At 54.8% G+C, this 17058-nt stretch carries 15 protein-coding genes; 14 read left to right on the top strand and 1 reads right to left on the bottom strand.

What is annotated here, in order from left to right:
* Positions 1–9 precede the first annotated feature (9 nt).
* Entirely contained in the window at positions 10–1077 is a 1068-nt protein-coding gene (locus V9K92_RS21300) for a siderophore-interacting protein (protein ID WP_337354899.1), read from the bottom strand.
* Positions 1078–1365: 288 nt separating this feature from the next.
* Between V9K92_RS21300 and V9K92_RS21295 the strand changes: the two genes are divergently transcribed.
* The 14 genes from V9K92_RS21295 (at position 1366) to V9K92_RS21230 (ending at position 17056) form a co-directional block, all read left to right on the top strand.
* Positions 1366–1842: a MarR family winged helix-turn-helix transcriptional regulator gene (locus V9K92_RS21295; protein ID WP_307275560.1), complete on the top strand. Its 477-nt coding sequence runs from the start codon at positions 1366–1368 to the stop codon at positions 1840–1842.
* A 65-nt stretch (positions 1843–1907) separates the two neighbouring features.
* Complete coding sequence (locus tag V9K92_RS21290; RefSeq protein WP_337354898.1) at positions 1908–3533, top strand: AMP-binding protein; 1626 nt, start codon at positions 1908–1910, stop codon at positions 3531–3533.
* 106 nt (positions 3534–3639) lie between these two features.
* Positions 3640–4770: an ABC transporter substrate-binding protein gene (locus V9K92_RS21285; RefSeq protein WP_115053369.1), complete on the top strand. Its 1131-nt coding sequence runs from the start codon at positions 3640–3642 to the stop codon at positions 4768–4770.
* 78 nt (positions 4771–4848) lie between these two features.
* Positions 4849–5763 (top strand): branched-chain amino acid ABC transporter permease, encoded by a 915-nt coding sequence (locus V9K92_RS21280; RefSeq protein ID WP_337354897.1) that lies wholly within the window; start codon positions 4849–4851, stop codon positions 5761–5763.
* 13 nt (positions 5764–5776) lie between these two features.
* On the top strand, positions 5777–6751 hold the full coding sequence (locus V9K92_RS21275; protein WP_337354896.1) for a branched-chain amino acid ABC transporter permease: 975 nt from the start codon (positions 5777–5779) through the stop codon (positions 6749–6751).
* A complete protein-coding gene (locus V9K92_RS21270; RefSeq protein WP_337354895.1) occupies positions 6744–7493 on the top strand; it encodes an ABC transporter ATP-binding protein in 750 nt (249 codons plus the stop codon). The genes V9K92_RS21275 and V9K92_RS21270 overlap by 8 nt, the downstream gene beginning before the upstream one ends.
* Positions 7490–8176 (top strand): ABC transporter ATP-binding protein, encoded by a 687-nt coding sequence (locus V9K92_RS21265; protein ID WP_337354894.1) that lies wholly within the window; start codon positions 7490–7492, stop codon positions 8174–8176. Before V9K92_RS21270 ends, V9K92_RS21265 begins: the two co-directional genes overlap by 4 nt.
* A 155-nt stretch (positions 8177–8331) precedes the next feature.
* The gene (locus V9K92_RS21260; protein WP_337354893.1) at positions 8332–10641 is read left to right on the top strand and encodes a bifunctional salicylyl-CoA 5-hydroxylase/oxidoreductase; all 2310 of its coding nucleotides are present in this window, start codon (positions 8332–8334) and stop codon (positions 10639–10641) included.
* On the top strand, positions 10638–11420 hold the full coding sequence (locus tag V9K92_RS21255) for an SDR family NAD(P)-dependent oxidoreductase (protein WP_337354892.1): 783 nt from the start codon (positions 10638–10640) through the stop codon (positions 11418–11420). Before V9K92_RS21260 ends, V9K92_RS21255 begins: the two co-directional genes overlap by 4 nt.
* A 5-nt stretch (positions 11421–11425) precedes the next feature.
* A complete protein-coding gene (locus tag V9K92_RS21250; protein ID WP_336442149.1) occupies positions 11426–12268 on the top strand; it encodes an enoyl-CoA hydratase family protein in 843 nt (280 codons plus the stop codon).
* Positions 12269–12271: 3 nt separating this feature from the next.
* Complete coding sequence (locus V9K92_RS21245) at positions 12272–13471, top strand: acyl-CoA dehydrogenase family protein (protein WP_337354891.1); 1200 nt, start codon at positions 12272–12274, stop codon at positions 13469–13471.
* A gap of 5 nt (positions 13472–13476) precedes the next feature.
* Entirely contained in the window at positions 13477–14664 is a 1188-nt protein-coding gene (locus V9K92_RS21240) for an acyl-CoA dehydrogenase (RefSeq protein WP_337354890.1), read from the top strand.
* A gap of 11 nt (positions 14665–14675) precedes the next feature.
* The gene (locus V9K92_RS21235; protein ID WP_337354889.1) at positions 14676–15107 is read left to right on the top strand and encodes a RidA family protein; all 432 of its coding nucleotides are present in this window, start codon (positions 14676–14678) and stop codon (positions 15105–15107) included.
* 2 nt (positions 15108–15109) lie between these two features.
* A complete protein-coding gene (locus V9K92_RS21230) occupies positions 15110–17056 on the top strand; it encodes a 3-hydroxyacyl-CoA dehydrogenase NAD-binding domain-containing protein (protein ID WP_337354888.1) in 1947 nt (648 codons plus the stop codon).
* Positions 17057–17058: the final 2 nt, after the last annotated feature.

Here is a 17058-nt window from a genome sequence, read left to right as displayed (position 1 = left end):
AACAGCGAACTATTCGTCGGCAACGCCGCGTCGCCAGTAGGAAACAACCAAATGTTGTGTTCTTGCAAGCTTCAGATCTTTGCGCACATAATTGCGAATAGCTTTGAAGCCATTAAATTCACAACCTGACCATACAAATATCCGCTCGCCATTTGAAGGTAGCGCGACGGATTTTACGGCATCCTGAAGCAATGTCATCGTTCCGGCTGCAGCACCGTTGCGATGCAGCCATTGCAGATCAAGGCTGCATCGAGAATTGAAAATTTGCTCGTCCGCAGAACTATCCACCTCGATGCGCGCAACAACTTTCACGTTCCGGGGCAACCGCTCAATGATCCGGCCAATGGCAGGCAAAGCCGTTTCATCGCCTGCCAGCAAATACCAATCCGCGTCATCAGCATCGCCGCCACCTGGGCCCGTCATACCGACGACATCGCCTTCAGCCGCACCCAGCGCCCATTCGGACCCCGGCGTGCCGTCATGTATCACCACATCAATATCAACCTCACCGCTTTCGGGGTTGATATCGCGAATGGTATAAACGCGGGAAATCAACTTGTGATCGCCTTCCGGCCAGACCGGGCGGCCATCCTCACCGGTTACAGGCCATTGCGGAACCTCTATGTCCGCCGGTGGAATAAGAATGCGGACATGCATGCCGCCATAGGCAAACCTCTGCATATCCTTGCCGCACAAGCGCACCCGCCTCATATTCGGGGAAATGCTCTTTGCCGATAGAACACGCATCTCGCGAAAATATGGCAACTGACTCCCTGCTGCACCATGACCAGCCCATATGATTTTGGGGTCTTCCTTACGCGCAAATTCGATAACATGGTCGGCGATGGCATACTTCATATATGCAAGGCCGGTTTCATCGACGCTTTCCGCGCGAAGCAACAAGGATTCTTCGTCGGCTTCGATTGTTGCTGTGCCGTAGCTTAACTCTATCTGGCCCGTGCGTTCCGTCCGCACAACATCGCCATGCTCAGCAAAGTGATCTGCCAATTGATTGAGATAGTGTAGCGGCGTGGGGAGATTGACCCGCGCGGTTGCTGTCAAACGGGTATTCTGCATTATAAATCCTGCCCGACCTCAGAGGGAAACAATCGTTTATGAGCGGGTTGACTAGCGTATATAATATGAGCGTTCAAGTCATATTATATACGAATTGCTCCAAACGGGCTTGCTACATTCGTTATATTTTCCGTCTCAATCGGCTGAAATTATTTCAACCTTAAAACTTCATACTTGAAATAATTTTGAGCTGTGTCATGCTGCATAAAGTCAGCTTGGAGAAGTCACAGTGGTCAAAGCAAAGCATGGCACGTCTGGAATTAACTTCGCCTCCAACAGTGGTGACCGATGAACGATACTGGCGCTTCGAAAACCGCACAACATACGGGCCTCGGCAACAAGGATCGGCTCCGTTTGTGGATCCGCTTGCTGCGCGCATCGAGAACAATTGAAAACGAATTACGCCTGCGGCTGAAATCTGCATTTGACATGACGCTGCCCCGCTTTGACGTGATGGCCGCGCTTAATCGCGAGCCTGAAGGCCTGCTGATGAGCGACCTTTCGCGCTTTCTGCTGGTCTCGAACGGCAATGTCACGGTGATCGTCGACAGGCTGGTAACGGACGGACTTGTGGTTCGATCCAGCCGCGAGGGTGATCGCCGCACATCGATTGTCAGATTGACCGATTCAGGTTTGACCCTCTTTCGGCAGATCGCAACGGAACACGAAAAATGGGTGGGTGAACTGCTTGGCGGCATTGGCGATGAAGACGCGCGCCATCTTGCTGTCATGCTCAAATCATTTCGCAGCAATTGGGAAACATGAACCAGGCAACATGACCGGACATAGAAGCCGGGACATGACCGAAAGCAGGCAGGGGAAGCCGCAGAATGCTAGGACCGACAGCTCATACCGATACATTTACGCGAGATAATCTTCCGCCACCAGAACTGTGGCCGGAATTCTGTCTCGATGGATTTGACTATCCCGACTATCTCAATGCCGCGGTTGAGCTGACCGACCGCATGGTGGAAAAAGGCTTTGGTGACCGCACTGCCCTGATAGGCAATGGCCGCAGGCGTAGCTATCGGGAGCTTTCCGAGTGGACCAGCCAGTTGGCTCATGCGCTCGTTGCCAATTATGGTATAAAGCCGGGCAACCGGGTGTTGATCCGCTCTGCCAACAATCCTGCGATGGTGGCTTGCTGGCTTGCGGCCACCAAAGCCGGTGCCGTTGTCGTCAATACGATGCCCATGCTCCGTTCCGGAGAACTGACCAAAATCATCGACAAGGCAGAAATATCGCTGGCGCTTTGCGACACGCGCCTGATGGATGAGTTGATTGCCTGCGCCAAGGACAGCGCATTTCTCAAGCAAGTGATTGGCTTTGACGGCACCGCCAGCCATGACGCAGAGCTTGACCGCGCCGCCTTGGGCAAACCTCATGAATTTTCTGCCGTGCAGACCGGCCGGGACGACGTTGCATTGCTCGGGTTTACTTCGGGCACCACCGGTGTGCCCAAGGCCACCATGCATTTCCATCGCGATCTTCTTATCATCGCCGATGCCTATGCAAAGGAAGTGCTGGGTGTTACACCGGACGATGTATTCGTCGGTTCGCCACCTTTGGCCTTCACCTTCGGTCTCGGCGGTCTTGCAATCTTCCCGCTGCGGTTCGGAGCAGCTGCAACTTTGCTGGAGAATGCCACTCCACCCAATATGATCGAAATCATTGAAACTTATAAGGCAACAATAAGCTTCACTGCTCCAACGGCTTATCGAGCCATGCTGAAAGCTATGGATGAGGGAGCGGATCTTTCCTCCCTGCGAGTGGCTGTTTCGGCGGGCGAAACTCTTCCCGGCCCTGTCTTTGAAGAATGGACGAAAAAGACTGGCAGGCCGATTCTCGATGGCATTGGCGCTACGGAAATGTTGCACATTTTCATTTCCAATCGATTTGCCGACCTGATGCCCTCTTCCACCGGAAAGCCGGTGAGCGGCTATACCGCCCGGATCGTGGACAAGGACATGCGCGAGGTGCCTCGGGGCACAGTCGGCAAACTTGCAGTGCGCGGACCGACGGGATGCCGCTATATGGCCGACGACCGTCAGACCGAATATGTCCGCGACGGCTGGAACCTGACCGGCGACGCCTTTTATCAGGATGAGGACGGATTCTTCCACTTCGCGGCGCGCTCGGACGATATCATCCTGACAGCCGGCTATAATGTAGCCGGTCCCGAGGTGGAAGCGGCCCTGCTATCGCACCCTGAAGTTCTCGAATGCGCGGTCGTTGGCCAACCGGACAATGAGCGTGGGCAGATCGTCGAGGCATTCGTCGTTCTGATCGAGGGAACGACGCGGGATGATGCCACTATCAAGCGTTTGCAGGATTACGTGAAGACGCTGATTGCGCCCTATAAATATCCGCGTTCCGTGAAGTTTATTGACAGTCTACCAAAGACCCAGACCGGCAAAGTACAACGATTCAGGCTGCGAACAGGAGAGGCACCGTAAGGGCTCTTATCAGAGGTTGAACTCTGTCTGGAATTCTGGAAAGTTCGCTCACCGCTCCACGACCAAACAACAACAAATAATGGGAACACCTATAAAGGGGAATGATATGAAGAAAATTCTGGCAACCAGTATGTTAAGCCTTGCATTGGCCAGCGCTGCCTATGCGGAACCGGTAAAAATCGGCGTTATAACCACGCTCTCCGGTGGTGGAGCCGGTCTTGGTATCGACATGCGCGATGCCTTCACTCTGGCCATGAAGCAATCCGGAAACAAGGATATCGAACTTGTTATCGAGGACGATGCACAGAAGCCTGAAATTGCAGTGCAACTGGCAGAAAAAATGATCCAAAGCGACAAGGTTGACCTGCTGACAGGTATTATCTGGTCCAACCTTGCCATGGCCGTTGTGCCAAATACTGTTGCGCAGGATATTATCTATCTTTCGCCAAATGCCGGGCCCTCGGCACTGGCGGGCGCGAACTGCAACGCGAACTATTTCAACGTGGCCTATCAGAATGACAATTTTCATGAAGCCATGGGCCAGTACGCCAACAAGGACTACAAAAAGACCTTCATTCTTGCGCCCAACTATCCTGCAGGCAAGGATGCACTAACTGGTTTCAAACGCTTCTATAAGGGTGAACTTGCCGGCGAGGTTTATACCCAGGTTGGTCAGACTGATTATGCGGCTGAAATCGCACAGATCCGTGATTCAGGTGCCGACTCCGTATTCTTTTTCTTGCCCGGCGGCATGGGAATTTCCTTCATGAAGCAGTACGCGCAATCCGGCGTCAAGACGCCTGTTATGGGACCGGGCTTCTCGTTCGACCAGGATGTGCTGGGGGCTATTGGCGATGCGGCGCTAGGTGTGAAGAATTCGGCGACATGGTCGAAAGATCTCGACAATGACGCCAATAAGAAGTTCGTCGAAGCCTTCAAGACTGAATATAAGCGCTTGCCTTCGATCTATGCGGCACAAAGCTGGGATACGGCAAACCTCATTCTTGCAGCCCTGTCGAAAGCAAGCGTAAAGGATAAGGAAGCTTTCAAGGCGGCGCTCAAAGCGGCAGACTTCAAGTCGGTGCGTGGCAAGTTTGTGTTCAATAATAATAACCATCCGATCCAGAACGTCTATGTGCGCGAAGTGGTGAAGGAGGATGGCGTTTTGACCAATAAGATCGTGGCGACTGCCTTTGAAGACCACAAGGATGCTTACGCAGACAAGTGCAAGATGTAATCCGCATCTAGTACATTGAGCCCGCCGCGCTGCGGCGGGTGTCCTGTTTAACCCTGCGCTGAATCCGGGAACGCTGCCTTGTCCACTGCACTTCTCATCGAGCAACTTCTCAACGGGCTACAGCTCGGAGTGATGCTGTTCCTCATGGCGGCTGGCCTGACGCTGATTTTCGGCGTGATGGGGCTGATAAATCTCGCCCATGGCTCGCTTTATATGATCGGAGCTTTCGCTTGCGCGGTTGTAGCCTCGGCCACAGGTTCGTTTTGGCTGGGGCTCATTGCCAGTCTTACCGCGGCAGCAGCGGCGGGCGCTATTATGGAAGTGGTGGTCATCAGGCGACTATACGACCGTGACCATCTCGATCAGGTCCTGGCGACTTTTGCGCTGATCCTGATCTTCTCGGAAGGATCGCGTTGGATTTTTGGATCCTTTCCGCTTTATCTGGATATTCCGCCTCTTCTGCAGGGTGCCATTTCCTTGCCCGGTGGCGGGCAATATCAGCTTTACCGCCTTGCCATCATCGCGGTGGGCATTGCTGTCGCGCTGGGGCTTTATCTCCTCATTTCGCGCACCAGGCTTGGCATGCGCATCAGGGCGGGCGAGTCTGACCGCGAGATGATCGCAGCGCTCGGAATTGATATCCAGACGCTCTATACCATCGTCTTTGCGCTTGGAGCGGCATTGGCCGGACTGGCAGGCGCATTGGTCGGTGCTTTGCAGTCAGTTCAGGTCGGCATGGGGGAGCCCGTCCTCATCCTCGCTTTCGTGGTCATCGTCATCGGTGGTATCGGCTCCATCAAAGGCGCGCTGATCGGCGCTATTCTTGTCGGCCTCATTGATACAATGGGGCGCTTTCTCTTGCCCAAGACTCTCGCACTGATCCTTCCCGCCGCACAGGCCGGAATGGTCGGTGGCGCACTCGCTTCCATGCTGATCTATATTGTCATGGCCCTGATCCTCGCATTCCGGCCGCGCGGCCTGTTTGCCGCGTAAGGATCACAAGCTCATGATCGCACGCGAAACCATCATTAATTTAGTTCTGGCAGTGATATTGCTGGCTGTCCCGCTGATCGCCATGGCTGTCGGCGAACCATTCTACGTCACACTATCGACCCGTGTTGCCATTCTGGCCCTTGCCGCTGTCGGATTGAATATAGCGCTTGGACTTGGCGGACTGGTATCCTTCGGACATGCGGCCTTCTTTGGGATAGGCGGCTATGCGGCCGGTATTCTGGCCACCCACGCCTTCAACGCGGAACCCATGCTCTTTGGCTTTGAGGGCACCACTTCAATGCCGTGGATATGGCTCGTCGCGCTCACTGTCTGCGGACTGGTGGCACTGCCTATCGGCGCGATCAGTCTGCGCACCTCAGGCGTTTATTTCATCATGATCACTCTCGCCTTCGCGCAAATGATCTATTACTTCGCTATCTCATGGCCCGCCTATGGCGGCGAGGATGGCTTATCCCTATCCGTTCGCAACTCATTTCCGCTGATCAATACGGCAAAGCCCCTGCCCTTTTTTCTCATCTGTTACGCATTGCTGCTTCTGGCGATGGCCCTATTTGCGCTCATCCGTGGCTCGCGTTTCGGTGCAGCGCTGCAAACAGCAAGGCAGAATGATACGCGGCTTGCTGCGGTTGGCATTGCACCCTTCAATATCAGGCTCATAGCCTTTATCATCTCGGCCATGGTGACCGGTCTGGCAGGCGCACTATTTGCGGATCTGAACCGTTTTGCCAGCCCTTCAATGCTGTCATGGCACATGTCCGGCGAGTTGATCGTACTTATTATCTTGGGCGGCAAAGGCAGGCTCTTTGGCCCTCTTGCCGGTGCCATGCTTTATGTTCTGTTCGAATATACGCTCGGCGGCATTACAGAGAGATGGCAATTCTTTCTCGGGCTCATTCTTCTCGGCGTAGTGCTTTTCGCGCGCGGCGGATTGCTTGGGCTTCTTGCAGGAAAGGCGCGTCATGGTTGAGCCCATCCTCGAAATTAGAGAGCTGCGCAAGAGCTTCGGTGCCTTGAAAGCGACCGATGGCGTGAGCCTTGATCTGCGCCCCGGCGAAATCCATGCCCTGATCGGACCCAATGGCGCTGGCAAGAGCACACTCATCCACCAGATATCCGGCTCCATCCGGCAGGATAGCGGCACGATCCGCTTTCTCGGCGAGGATATGGCAGGGCTCGGCATGCCCGAGCGCGCCCGTCGCGGCCTTGGTCGCAGTTTCCAGATATCGTCGCTTGCTCCGGAATTTTCCGCTTTACGCAATGTTATGCTGGCCGTGCAGGCGCAGCAGGGCTCAAGCCTTCGTTTCTTCCGCCCCGTGATGACTGACAAGAGTTTGAAGGAGCCTGCTATGGCAATGCTGGAGCGCGTTGGCTTGGCCAAGCGTGCAAACCTGCCTGCGGCTGAACTATCCCACGGTGAACGCCGCCAGCTTGAAATTGCCATTGCGCTGGCACTTGGATCAAAAGCATTCCTTTTTGACGAGCCAATGGCGGGCATGGGTCCGGAAGGCTCCAAGGCCTTGACCGGATTTCTCGACGCCCTGCGTCACGAGGCCCCGATCCTGCTCGTCGAACATGATATGGACGCCGTATTTGCCCTTGCCGACCGCATATCTGTTCTGGTTTACGGGCGCATTATCGCGTCGGGAACAGTTGATGACATTCGCAATGATCCCGAAGTGCGCCGGGCCTATCTCGGAGAAGCCGCATGACACTTCTCAGCATCAAAAGCCTGGAGACGTTTTACGGTGCTTCGCAGGCATTGTTCGGCGTTGATCTGGACGTGAATGAAGGCGAAGTCGTCGCGCTGATGGGCCGCAACGGAATGGGTAAAACGACAACCATCAATTCGATCTTCGGTCTTGTCCGTGCGCGCTCCGGCGCTATCAGCTTTGCTGGCAAACAGGTAACCAGTCTGCGACCGCACAAGATAGCTCGGCTCGGGCTGGGACTGGTGCCGGAAGGCAGGCGCTGCTTTCCCAATCTGACAGTGCTTGAAAACCTTTTGGCTGCCGCAAGAGGCAATGAGTGGACTGTACAGAAAGTTGGCGAATTATTTCCGCGCCTGAATGAGCGCCGCGACCAGTTCGCCAATACATTGTCGGGCGGCGAGCAACAGATGCTCGCCATCGGCCGGGCGCTTATGACAAACCCTAGCCTGCTTGTGCTCGACGAGGCCACGGAGGGTCTGGCTCCGGTCATCCGGCAGGACATATGGGCAGCCATTAGAAAGCTGAAGGCTGCGGGACAGTCGATCCTTGTTGTCGATAAGACGCTGGCGGAGTTGCTGCCCGTGGCCGATCGTTGCTTTGTCTTGGAAAAAGGCACAACCGTCTTTGCCGGCACGCCCGAGCAACTCACTCCCGCGCTTCAAGATCGATATTTGGGCGTTTGACTGGCGCGCAAAATCGCGACCACAAACGTCATCTCATACAAATATATTTTAAGCTTGAAATTTATTTGTAACCGGTTCATTTTGGGTTTTAACGGCTGACGAGAAGCGCAAACGCATAAGCGGGAAAGCATCGCCAGTCTTTTGGAGGAACAAGCATGCGGATTGTCTGTATTGGTGGCGGCCCTGCCGGCCTCTATTTTGCTCTTCTCATGAAGCGCCAGCATCCCGAACACCACATCACTGTCGTGGAGCGTAACCGTGCGTTTGATACATTCGGCTGGGGGGTCGTTTTCTCCGATGCAACCATGCAGTCAATGCGCCAATGGGACCCGCAGACAGCCGAGACAATTGAAGTAGCATTCAACCACTGGGATGATATTGAACTGGTGTTCAAGGGCCGGAAGATTCGCACCAGCGGTCACGGTTTTGTCGGTATCGGCCGCAAGAAAATGCTGAACATCCTGCAGGATCGCTGCCTTGAACTTGGTGTGGAACTCCTCTTCGAAAAAGACGTAAATGGCGACGAAGAATTTCCTGACGCCGATCTGATCATCGCCTCTGATGGGGTGAATTCGCGCATTCGCACAAAATATACCGACATCTTCCGCCCCGATATGGTGGTTCGGCCCAATCGCTTTGTCTGGCTGGGAACGGATAAGCGTTTTGACGCCTTCACCTTCGATTTCCAGAAAACCGAACATGGGTGGTTTCAGGCGCATATCTATCGGTTCGACGAGAACACATCCACCTTCATCGTTGAAACGACAGATGAAGTATTCAAGGCCCATGGCCTCGACAAGATGGATCAGGACGCATCCATTGCCTTTTGCGAAAAGCTGTTTGCCGAGACGCTTGATGGTCACAAATTAATGACCAATGCGCGCCATCTGCGCGGTTCCGCCTGGCTTAATTTTGGCCGCCTGATCTGCGAGAAATGGAGCCATTTTAACGGCAAAAGCCATGTCGTTCTCATGGGCGACAGCGCCCATACGGCCCATTTCGCTATTGGCTCTGGCACTAAACTTGCCATTGATGATGCTATCGAGCTTACCCGGCAATTTGATATTGCTGGCCATGATAAAGCCAATATTCCTGCGGTTCTAGCCGCCTATGAGGATGTGCGCCGTGTTGATGTCGCGCGCATCCAGAATGCCGCGCGCAATGCGATGGAATGGTTCGAGGTGGTCGGCACACGCTATGCGGATACTCTTGAACCAGAACAATTCATGTATTCCATGCTGACCCGCTCGCAGCGCATCAGCCACGAAAACCTGCGGCTGCGGGACAAGGACTGGCTGGAAGGTTTCGAGCGCTGGTTTGCAGAACGCGCGGGGGTCAACCCCTCGTCGAACGGTTCAGTACCCCCGCCCATGTTCACGCCGTTCAAAATTCGCGGCCTGACCTTGCATAATCGCATCATGGTTTCGCCCATGGCAATGTACTCAGCCACTGATGGCCTGCCCAATGATTTCCATCTGGTGCATCTTGGCGCGCGCGCCATGGGCGGAGCAGCGCTGATTTTCCCGGAAATGACCTGCGTTTCCGCCGATGCGCGTATCACTCCCGGTTGTCTCGGCCTTTGGAACGACGAGCAGGAAACCGCCTGGAAGCGGGTTGTTGACTTCGTGCATCAGCAGACACCTGCAAAGATCGGCATTCAGCTTGGCCATGCGGGCCGCAAGGGTTCCACCAAAGTTGCATGGGAAGGCATTGACCAGCCTGTCGCCGAGGGCGGCTGGCCTCTTATCTCTGCGTCAGCCCTGCCCTATCTGCAAAATTCTGATACGCCTCGCGCCATGACAAGGGATGATATGGATCGCGTTAAGGCAGATTTTGTGCAAGCAACGCAACGAGCGTGCAATCTTGGTTTCGATATGCTCGAACTGCATGCAGCCCATGGCTATCTCCTGTCGAGCTTTCTTTCACCCCTCACCAATCATCGTGAAGATGAGTATGGCGGCGACCACGCAGGTCGCGCACGTTTCCCGTTAGAAATATTTCACGCCATCCGGCAGGTTTGGCCTGAAGACAAGCCAATATCAGTGCGTCTTTCGACCAATGACTGGTTCGAAGGCGGTAATACGCCTGAAGATGCCGCAATCTTTGCGCAGATGTTCAAGAAGGCCGGAGCAGATATGATTGACTGCTCATCCGGTCAGGTCGTTAAGGAAGAACAGCCGGTCTATGGTCGCCTGTTCCAGACACCGTTCTCAGACAAAATCCGCAATGAGATTCAAATTCCTACAATTGCGGTTGGCGCAATTTCCGAAGCCGATCACGCCAATTCGATTATCGCCGCAGGACGTGCGGACCTATGCGCCGTGGCTCGTCCGCATCTGGCTGATCCATCCTTCGTCATGCATGAGGCTGCAAAGATCGGCTATGCCGATCAGCCTTGGCCCAAGCAATATTATTCGGCCAAGGCGCAATATGTGAATAATCTGGCCCGGGCAGCCAAGCCATGAGCCAAGCAAAGAAGCACGCATTCATCACAGGCGCTGGCACTGGCATCGGCCGGTCCATAGCTCTGACCTTGGCTGCGGAAGGTATGCGTGTAACGCTTGCCGGGCGGCGGCATGCGCCGCTTGCAGAGGTCAAAAACCTGATCGTCGATAAGGGCGGTGAAGCCTTGGTTCTTGACGGTTTCGATGTGACGGACGCTGCCTCAGTCGAGCAGAATATCGCAAAATCCATTTCTTTTGCGGGTGAAATCGGCGTGCTTGTTAACTGCGCCGGTGAAGCGCCCTCAGCACCTTTTGACAAGACAGACCTTGATCTCTGGAACCGGGTTCTCGGCGTAAATCTGACAGGTACATTTATCGTAACACAGGCGGCACTTTCCTCACTGCGCCTTTCCGGCAATGGCCGGATCATCAATATTGCCAGCACGGCAGGGCTAACCGGCTATCCTTATGTTTCGGCCTATTGTGCAGCCAAACATGGCGTGATTGGCCTGACACGATCGCTTGCGCTGGAACTGGCGCGAACCGATATCACGGTCAATGCCGTCTGCCCCGGCTTTACCGATACGCCCCTGCTCGACAATGCGGTGGAAATGATCAGTGGCAAAACCGGTCGTTCAATTGATGATGCCCGCGCCAGCCTTGCCCGTTCCAACCCGCAAGGCAGGCTCGTCACACCGCAGGAAGTCGCCGATACGGTGCTTTGGCTGGCATCTGAAAAAGCAAGCGCAATAACTGGCCAGGCAATCCCTGTTGCCGGCGGCGAAGTGATGGGAGGCTAAACAGAATGAGCAATCCAATGCAGGATAAAAAGCGTCCCTTCAAGGATCACAAGGCCAAGCATTTTCTGTTTGAGACGGATGATGACGGCCGCGTTGCCACGATTACGCTCAATCGCCCGGAAAAGAAAAATCCTCTCACCTTTGAAAGCTACGAGGAATTGACCGAGCTGTTCCGCTCCCTTGCCCGCGCAAGCGATGTGCGCGCGGTGGTGCTAACTGGGGCAGACAATAACTTTTCTTCCGGCGGCGATGTCTTCGACATTATCGAACCGCTGACGCGCATGGCAATGCCTGACCTTCTGGATTTTACACGCATGACCGGGGATCTGGTGCGCCAGATCAGGGCCTGTCCGCAGCCAATCATCGCTGCGGTGGATGGAATTTGCGCTGGAGCGGGAGCCATTCTCGCCATGGCTGCTGACTTCCGGATTGCAACGCCTGAAACGCGAACCGCTTTCCTGTTTACCCGTGTTGGACTTGCTGGTGCCGATATGGGGGCTTGCGGCATTCTTCCGCGCATTATTGGACAGGGCCGAGCCAGCGAACTGCTCTTTACAGGCCGTGCGATGACGGCAAATGAAGGCCATGGCTGGGGCTTCTATAATGCCCTGCATGAGCGGCCCAACTTGCTTGGTGAAGCGCAGCGCTTTGCCCGCACAGTTGCGGATGGACCCTGGTTTGCCCATGCCATGACCAAAAAGATGCTGGATCAGGAATGGGCAATGGGCATTGATCAGCTCATTGAATCGGAGGCGCAAGCCCAAGCCATTTGCATGGCAACCGGTGATTTCCGCCGGGCTTTCGAAGCCTTTGCGGCCAAGACCAAACCTCAGTTCGAAGGGAACTAGCGGATGGTTGCCAAACCCGCAGGAATGCTGACCCGCGAACATTTGCAATGGCCGTTTTTCGGCGACGATGCACGCACACTGGCAGGCGAACTCGATAGCTTCATCTCCGGCGGCGGGTTGGGCGAAATCGATCATGCAGATGCCGACTCCGCATGCAAAAAACTGGTCGCTAAGCTAGGCGCAGCCGGAATATTGCGCCATTGCGTGCCAAAGGATTTTGGCGGCGTTTCGCAAGAGATCGATAGTCGCTCACTTTGCGTCATCAGGGAAACATTGGCCTATACGGATGGCCTAGCGGATTTCGCCTTTGCCATGCAAGGGCTTGGCACTGGCGCGATAAGCCTTGCCGGTTCTCAGGAGCTGAAGCAGCAGATTCTACCGAAAATTGCGCGAGGCGAGTTGATATCCGCCTTTGCATTATCAGAGCCGGATGCCGGTTCAGATGTTGCAGCGCTCAGTTGTTCCGCCCGCCGCGATGGCGAAGATTTCATTCTGGATGGCGAAAAAATCTGGATTTCCAATGGCGGGATTGCCGATATCTATACGGTTTTCGCCCGTACCGGCGAAGCTCCCGGCACGCGCGGAATTTCGGCGTTCGTGGTCTTAGCCGATACGCCAGGTTTTTCCATTGTCGAACGCATTGAAACCATTGCACCCCATCCGCTGGCCCGCATTCGCTTCGACAATTGCCGCATACCGGCTTCCCAGCTTTTAGGAATGGCAGGCGAAGGCTTCAAGATCGCAATGCGAACACTTGATATTTTCCGCCCATCGGTGGCTGCCGCCGCCATAGGCTTTGCCCGGCGGGCACTTGATGAGGCCGTAGCACATGCCAGAAGCCGCAAGATGTTTGGCGCAACCCTGTCTGATCTGCCTACAGCACAAAGCACACTGGGTGAAATGGCAACGGCGATCGACGCTGCCGCGCTACTGACATTCCGTACCGCATGGCGGCGGGACGTGCAGAAACTCCCAACAACAAGCGAAGCCGCAATGGCAAAGCTGACGGCCACTGAAAATGCCCAATGGGTCATCGATCAAGCGCTGCAACTCTTTGGCGGGCGCGGGGTAAGGGTTGGCGAAATTACCGAGCGTCTTTACCGCGAGATTCGTGCCCTACGTATCTATGAGGGCGCAACCGAAGTTCAAAAACTCATCATCGGCCGCGAGCTGATGAAGAGCGCTGGCAAAAAGGCAGGATAATTCCCATGCATGGATCAAAAGCATATTACGACTGGCAGGACCCGTTTAATCTCGACGCACAATTGAGCGAGGAAGAGCGGATGGTGCGTGATACCGCACGGGCCTACGGTGAAGACAAATTGCTGCCCCGCGTGCAGGAAGCCTTCCGCCATGAAAAGACTGATCCGTCCATATTCGCTGAAATGGGCGCGCTTGGACTGCTTGGACCGACAGTGCCGGAGGAGTATGGCGGGGCGGGGCTAAACTATGTTTCCTATGGCTTGATCGCACGGGAAATTGAACGGATCGATAGCGGCTATCGCTCCATGATGAGCGTGCAATCTTCACTGGTCATCGTTCCGATTCATACTTTCGGCAGCGAGGATCAGAAGCAGAAATATCTTCCGGGTCTGATTGCAGGCACAAAAATCGGCTGCTTCGGACTAACCGAACCGGACCACGGTTCTGATCCCGGCTCCATGGCAAGTCGTGCTCGTAAGGTGGATGGCGGCTATCTGTTGAATGGTTCCAAAACCTGGATTTCCAATTCACCGATTGCCGATGTGTTTGTGGTCTGGGCAAAAACGGAAGATGGGTTGATCCGCGGCTTCATTCTTGAAAAGGGTTGGAAAGGGCTTTCTGCGCCTGCCATTCACGGCAAGGTTGGCCTGCGCGCTTCCATCACCGGCCAGATCGTGATGGACGATGTGTTTGTGCCGGAGGAAAACATGCTCCCGCATGTGACAGGACTTAAAGGACCGTTCACCTGCCTGAACTCAGCGCGGTTTGGAATTGCATGGGGTGCACTGGGTGCTGCTGAATCATGTTTCGAAACAGCACGTGATTACGTGATGGATCGCAAACAGTTTGGTCGCCCACTTGCGGCAAATCAGTTGATCCAGAAGAAGCTCGCCGATATGGCAACCGAGATAGCTCTTGGACTGCAAGGCTGCCTGCGTCTTGGTCGCATGAAGGATGAGGGCTCGCCCCCTGTTGAGCTTACATCAATCCTGAAACGCAATTCCTGCGGGAAGGCCTTGGAAATTGCCCGCAATGCCCGCGATATGCTGGGAGGCAATGGCATTTCCGATGAGTTCCCGGTAGCGCGCCACCTCGTCAATCTTGAGGTCGTCAATACCTATGAAGGCACGCATGATATCCACGCCCTAATTTTAGGCCGCGCCATTACCGGCATTGCGGCATTCTCCAATTGACCGGAAGCAGCATGACCAAAACTGTTGAACAGATCAGCGTGAGCACCCTAAATCGTGTTTTGCAGCCAGAGGGTTGGGCGCGACCAATCGGCTATTCCAACGGAATGGAAGCCCGGGGGCGAACCATCTTCGTCGGGGGGCAGATCGGCTGGAACGCTCAATGCAAATTTGAAGCGAAAGACCTACCGGGTCAGGTGCGGCAGACTCTCGAGAATATCCTCGCCATATTGCGTGAGGGCGGCGCTGGCCCCGAGCATGTCACCACCATGACCTGGTATGTTTTGGACCGGAAGCAATATTCGGCAGCATTGAAGGAAATCGGCGCGGCCTACAAAGCCACCATGGGCCGGCACTTCCCGGCAATGGCGGTCGTTCAAGTGTCGGGCCTGATCGAAGATGAAGCGCTTGTCGAGATTCAGGCAACCGCTGTTGTGCCGGACTGAACATGGCTGTCAGCTGGAATTGCCAAGACAATATCGGCCTGGTCTGGATCGATAATCCGCCGGTGAATGCAACGTCCCATGCGGTGCGTGAGGGTTTGGCTATTGCTCTGGCCGAAGCAAATGCGGATGTGGCGATCCAAGCCATCATTATAGCATGCAAAGGCAAAACCTTTGTTGCGGGTGCAGACGTGAAAGAGTTCGGCACGCCTCCGCGCGCGCCCTTCCTCAATGATCTGGTGCAGTTGATAGAAGATTCCGCAAAGCCTGTTATTGCCGCGCTCCATGGAACAGTCTTGGGCGGTGGTTTGGAGATCGCGCTTGCAGCGCACGGCCGTATTGCGGCTCTACAGACCCAACTTGGTTTGCCGGAAGTAAAGCTCGGAATTATCCCGGGCGCCGGTGGAACGCAGAGGCTACCCCGGTTGATTGGCATGCCAGAGGCAATCAATATGGTTGCAAGCGGTAAGCGGGTTTCAGCAGCGCAGGCCCTTGATCTTGGAATGATTGACCGCATCTCCGATAATGATCTGATCCAGGATGCAATTGCATTTGCACAAATACTTGCTGGTCGTGAGCCACGTCGAACCGGGACATTATCTGTGCGAGAATTCGATGGACTGGCAGTAGACGCGCAGATCACCGCGATAGAACGCAAGGCACGCGGGCAAATATCGCCGGGCGCAGCTGCGCGGAGCGCATTTTCTGCGGCCAGTTTGCCAATCGAGCAAGGCTTGAAACGTGAGCGGGAAAAGTTCCTCGAACTGGTCGATTCCGAACAGGCAATTGCGCTTCGTTATGTTTTTGCTGCAGAACGTCTCGCCGCTAAAGTCGCTGATCTTGAGGGAATAAGTCCTCGCTTAGTACAGAATGTAGGCATTGCCGGTGCCGGACTCATGGGCGCTGGCATCGCCGTCGCCTTTGCTGATGCTGGGTATGATATCACAATCGTAGAACGTGATGAGCCGTCTATGGATTTGGGCCGCAAGCGGATCGAAGCCATTTACGATCGCATGGTGAAGTCCGGTCGGATTGATATTGCTCTCAAGGAACAACGGCTTTCCCGTATTGGCTTTCATATTGATCGCGCTGCTTTTTCCCAATGCGATCTTGTTCTTGAAGCAGTCTTTGATGATCTGGATGTGAAACAGGAACTCTTTGCATCGCTCTCTTCCATTGTGCGGGCAGATGCCATTCTGGCAACCAATACGAGCTATCTGAATCCGGATGCCATTGCTTCTGTGATCATAAACCCCAGCCGTTTCATTGGGCTGCATTTCTTCTCACCAGCGAACATCATGCGGCTTGTTGAGGTCGTACGAACAAAAGACATCGCGCCAGATGTTCTGGCTGCGGGATTGGCCGTCACAAAGCGTCTGGGCAAGCTTGGTATCGTCAGCGGTGTTTGCGAAGGCTTTATCGGCAATCGTTTGTTTACGGCCTATCGGCATCAATGCGACATCATGCTTGAAGATGGCGCATTGCCCCATGAAATTGATGCGGCCGTCGAGGCATATGGTTTTCCCATGGGCCCCTATGCTGTAACCGATCTGGCTGGGCTGGACATTTCCTGGGCTCGCCGCAAGCGTGATGCGGGCAAGCGCGACCCTGCAGCACGGTATGTCACCATTGCTGATCGTTTGTGTGAAGCAGGGCGCTTCGGCCAAAAGGCGGGCAAAGGCTACTATGCGTATGATGGCGGCAAAAAATCGGTGGACCCTGCCGTTGCAGACCTGATCGCAACCATCTCGGATGAAAAGGGAATTACCCGTCGCTCGTTCGGGCAGGATGAAATCATGACGAACATCATTGGCGGGCTTGTTGCCGAGGGTGACAAGCTGATGAATGAAGGCATAGCCATGCGCGCTTCCGACATCGATCTGGTGCTTATCAATGGTTATGGCTATCCCGCATGGCGCGGCGGGCCCATGTTTCAATCCGGCAGACACTGACT

Origin of the sequence: Phyllobacterium sp. CCNWLW109 (assembly GCF_037203905.1) — a bacterium.
GTDB classification, from domain to species: domain Bacteria; phylum Pseudomonadota; class Alphaproteobacteria; order Rhizobiales; family Rhizobiaceae; genus Phyllobacterium; species Phyllobacterium ifriqiyense.
Note: the sequence above shows the minus strand (reverse complement) of the source record. Positions and strands in the feature narration are given on the sequence as shown.

Bases quoted from the DNA above. Each gene is read 5' to 3' on its own strand.
- V9K92_RS21300 (WP_337354899.1), bottom strand. From the start codon at position 1,077: ATGCAGAATACCCGTTTGACAGCAACCGCGCGGGTCAATCTCCCCACG.
- V9K92_RS21295 (WP_307275560.1), top strand. From the start codon at position 1,366: ATGAACGATACTGGCGCTTCGAAAACCGCACAACATACGGGCCTCGGC.
- V9K92_RS21290 (WP_337354898.1), top strand. From the start codon at position 1,908: ATGCTAGGACCGACAGCTCATACCGATACATTTACGCGAGATAATCTT.
- V9K92_RS21285 (WP_115053369.1), top strand. From the start codon at position 3,640: ATGAAGAAAATTCTGGCAACCAGTATGTTAAGCCTTGCATTGGCCAGC.
- V9K92_RS21275 (WP_337354896.1), top strand. From the start codon at position 5,777: ATGATCGCACGCGAAACCATCATTAATTTAGTTCTGGCAGTGATATTG.
- V9K92_RS21270 (WP_337354895.1), top strand. From the start codon at position 6,744: ATGGTTGAGCCCATCCTCGAAATTAGAGAGCTGCGCAAGAGCTTCGGT.
- V9K92_RS21265 (WP_337354894.1), top strand. From the start codon at position 7,490: ATGACACTTCTCAGCATCAAAAGCCTGGAGACGTTTTACGGTGCTTCG.
- V9K92_RS21260 (WP_337354893.1), top strand. From the start codon at position 8,332: ATGCGGATTGTCTGTATTGGTGGCGGCCCTGCCGGCCTCTATTTTGCT.
- V9K92_RS21255 (WP_337354892.1), top strand. From the start codon at position 10,638: ATGAGCCAAGCAAAGAAGCACGCATTCATCACAGGCGCTGGCACTGGC.
- V9K92_RS21250 (WP_336442149.1), top strand. From the start codon at position 11,426: ATGAGCAATCCAATGCAGGATAAAAAGCGTCCCTTCAAGGATCACAAG.
- V9K92_RS21245 (WP_337354891.1), top strand. From the start codon at position 12,272: ATGGTTGCCAAACCCGCAGGAATGCTGACCCGCGAACATTTGCAATGG.
- V9K92_RS21240 (WP_337354890.1), top strand. From the start codon at position 13,477: ATGCATGGATCAAAAGCATATTACGACTGGCAGGACCCGTTTAATCTC.
- V9K92_RS21235 (WP_337354889.1), top strand. From the start codon at position 14,676: ATGACCAAAACTGTTGAACAGATCAGCGTGAGCACCCTAAATCGTGTT.
- V9K92_RS21230 (WP_337354888.1), top strand. From the start codon at position 15,110: ATGGCTGTCAGCTGGAATTGCCAAGACAATATCGGCCTGGTCTGGATC.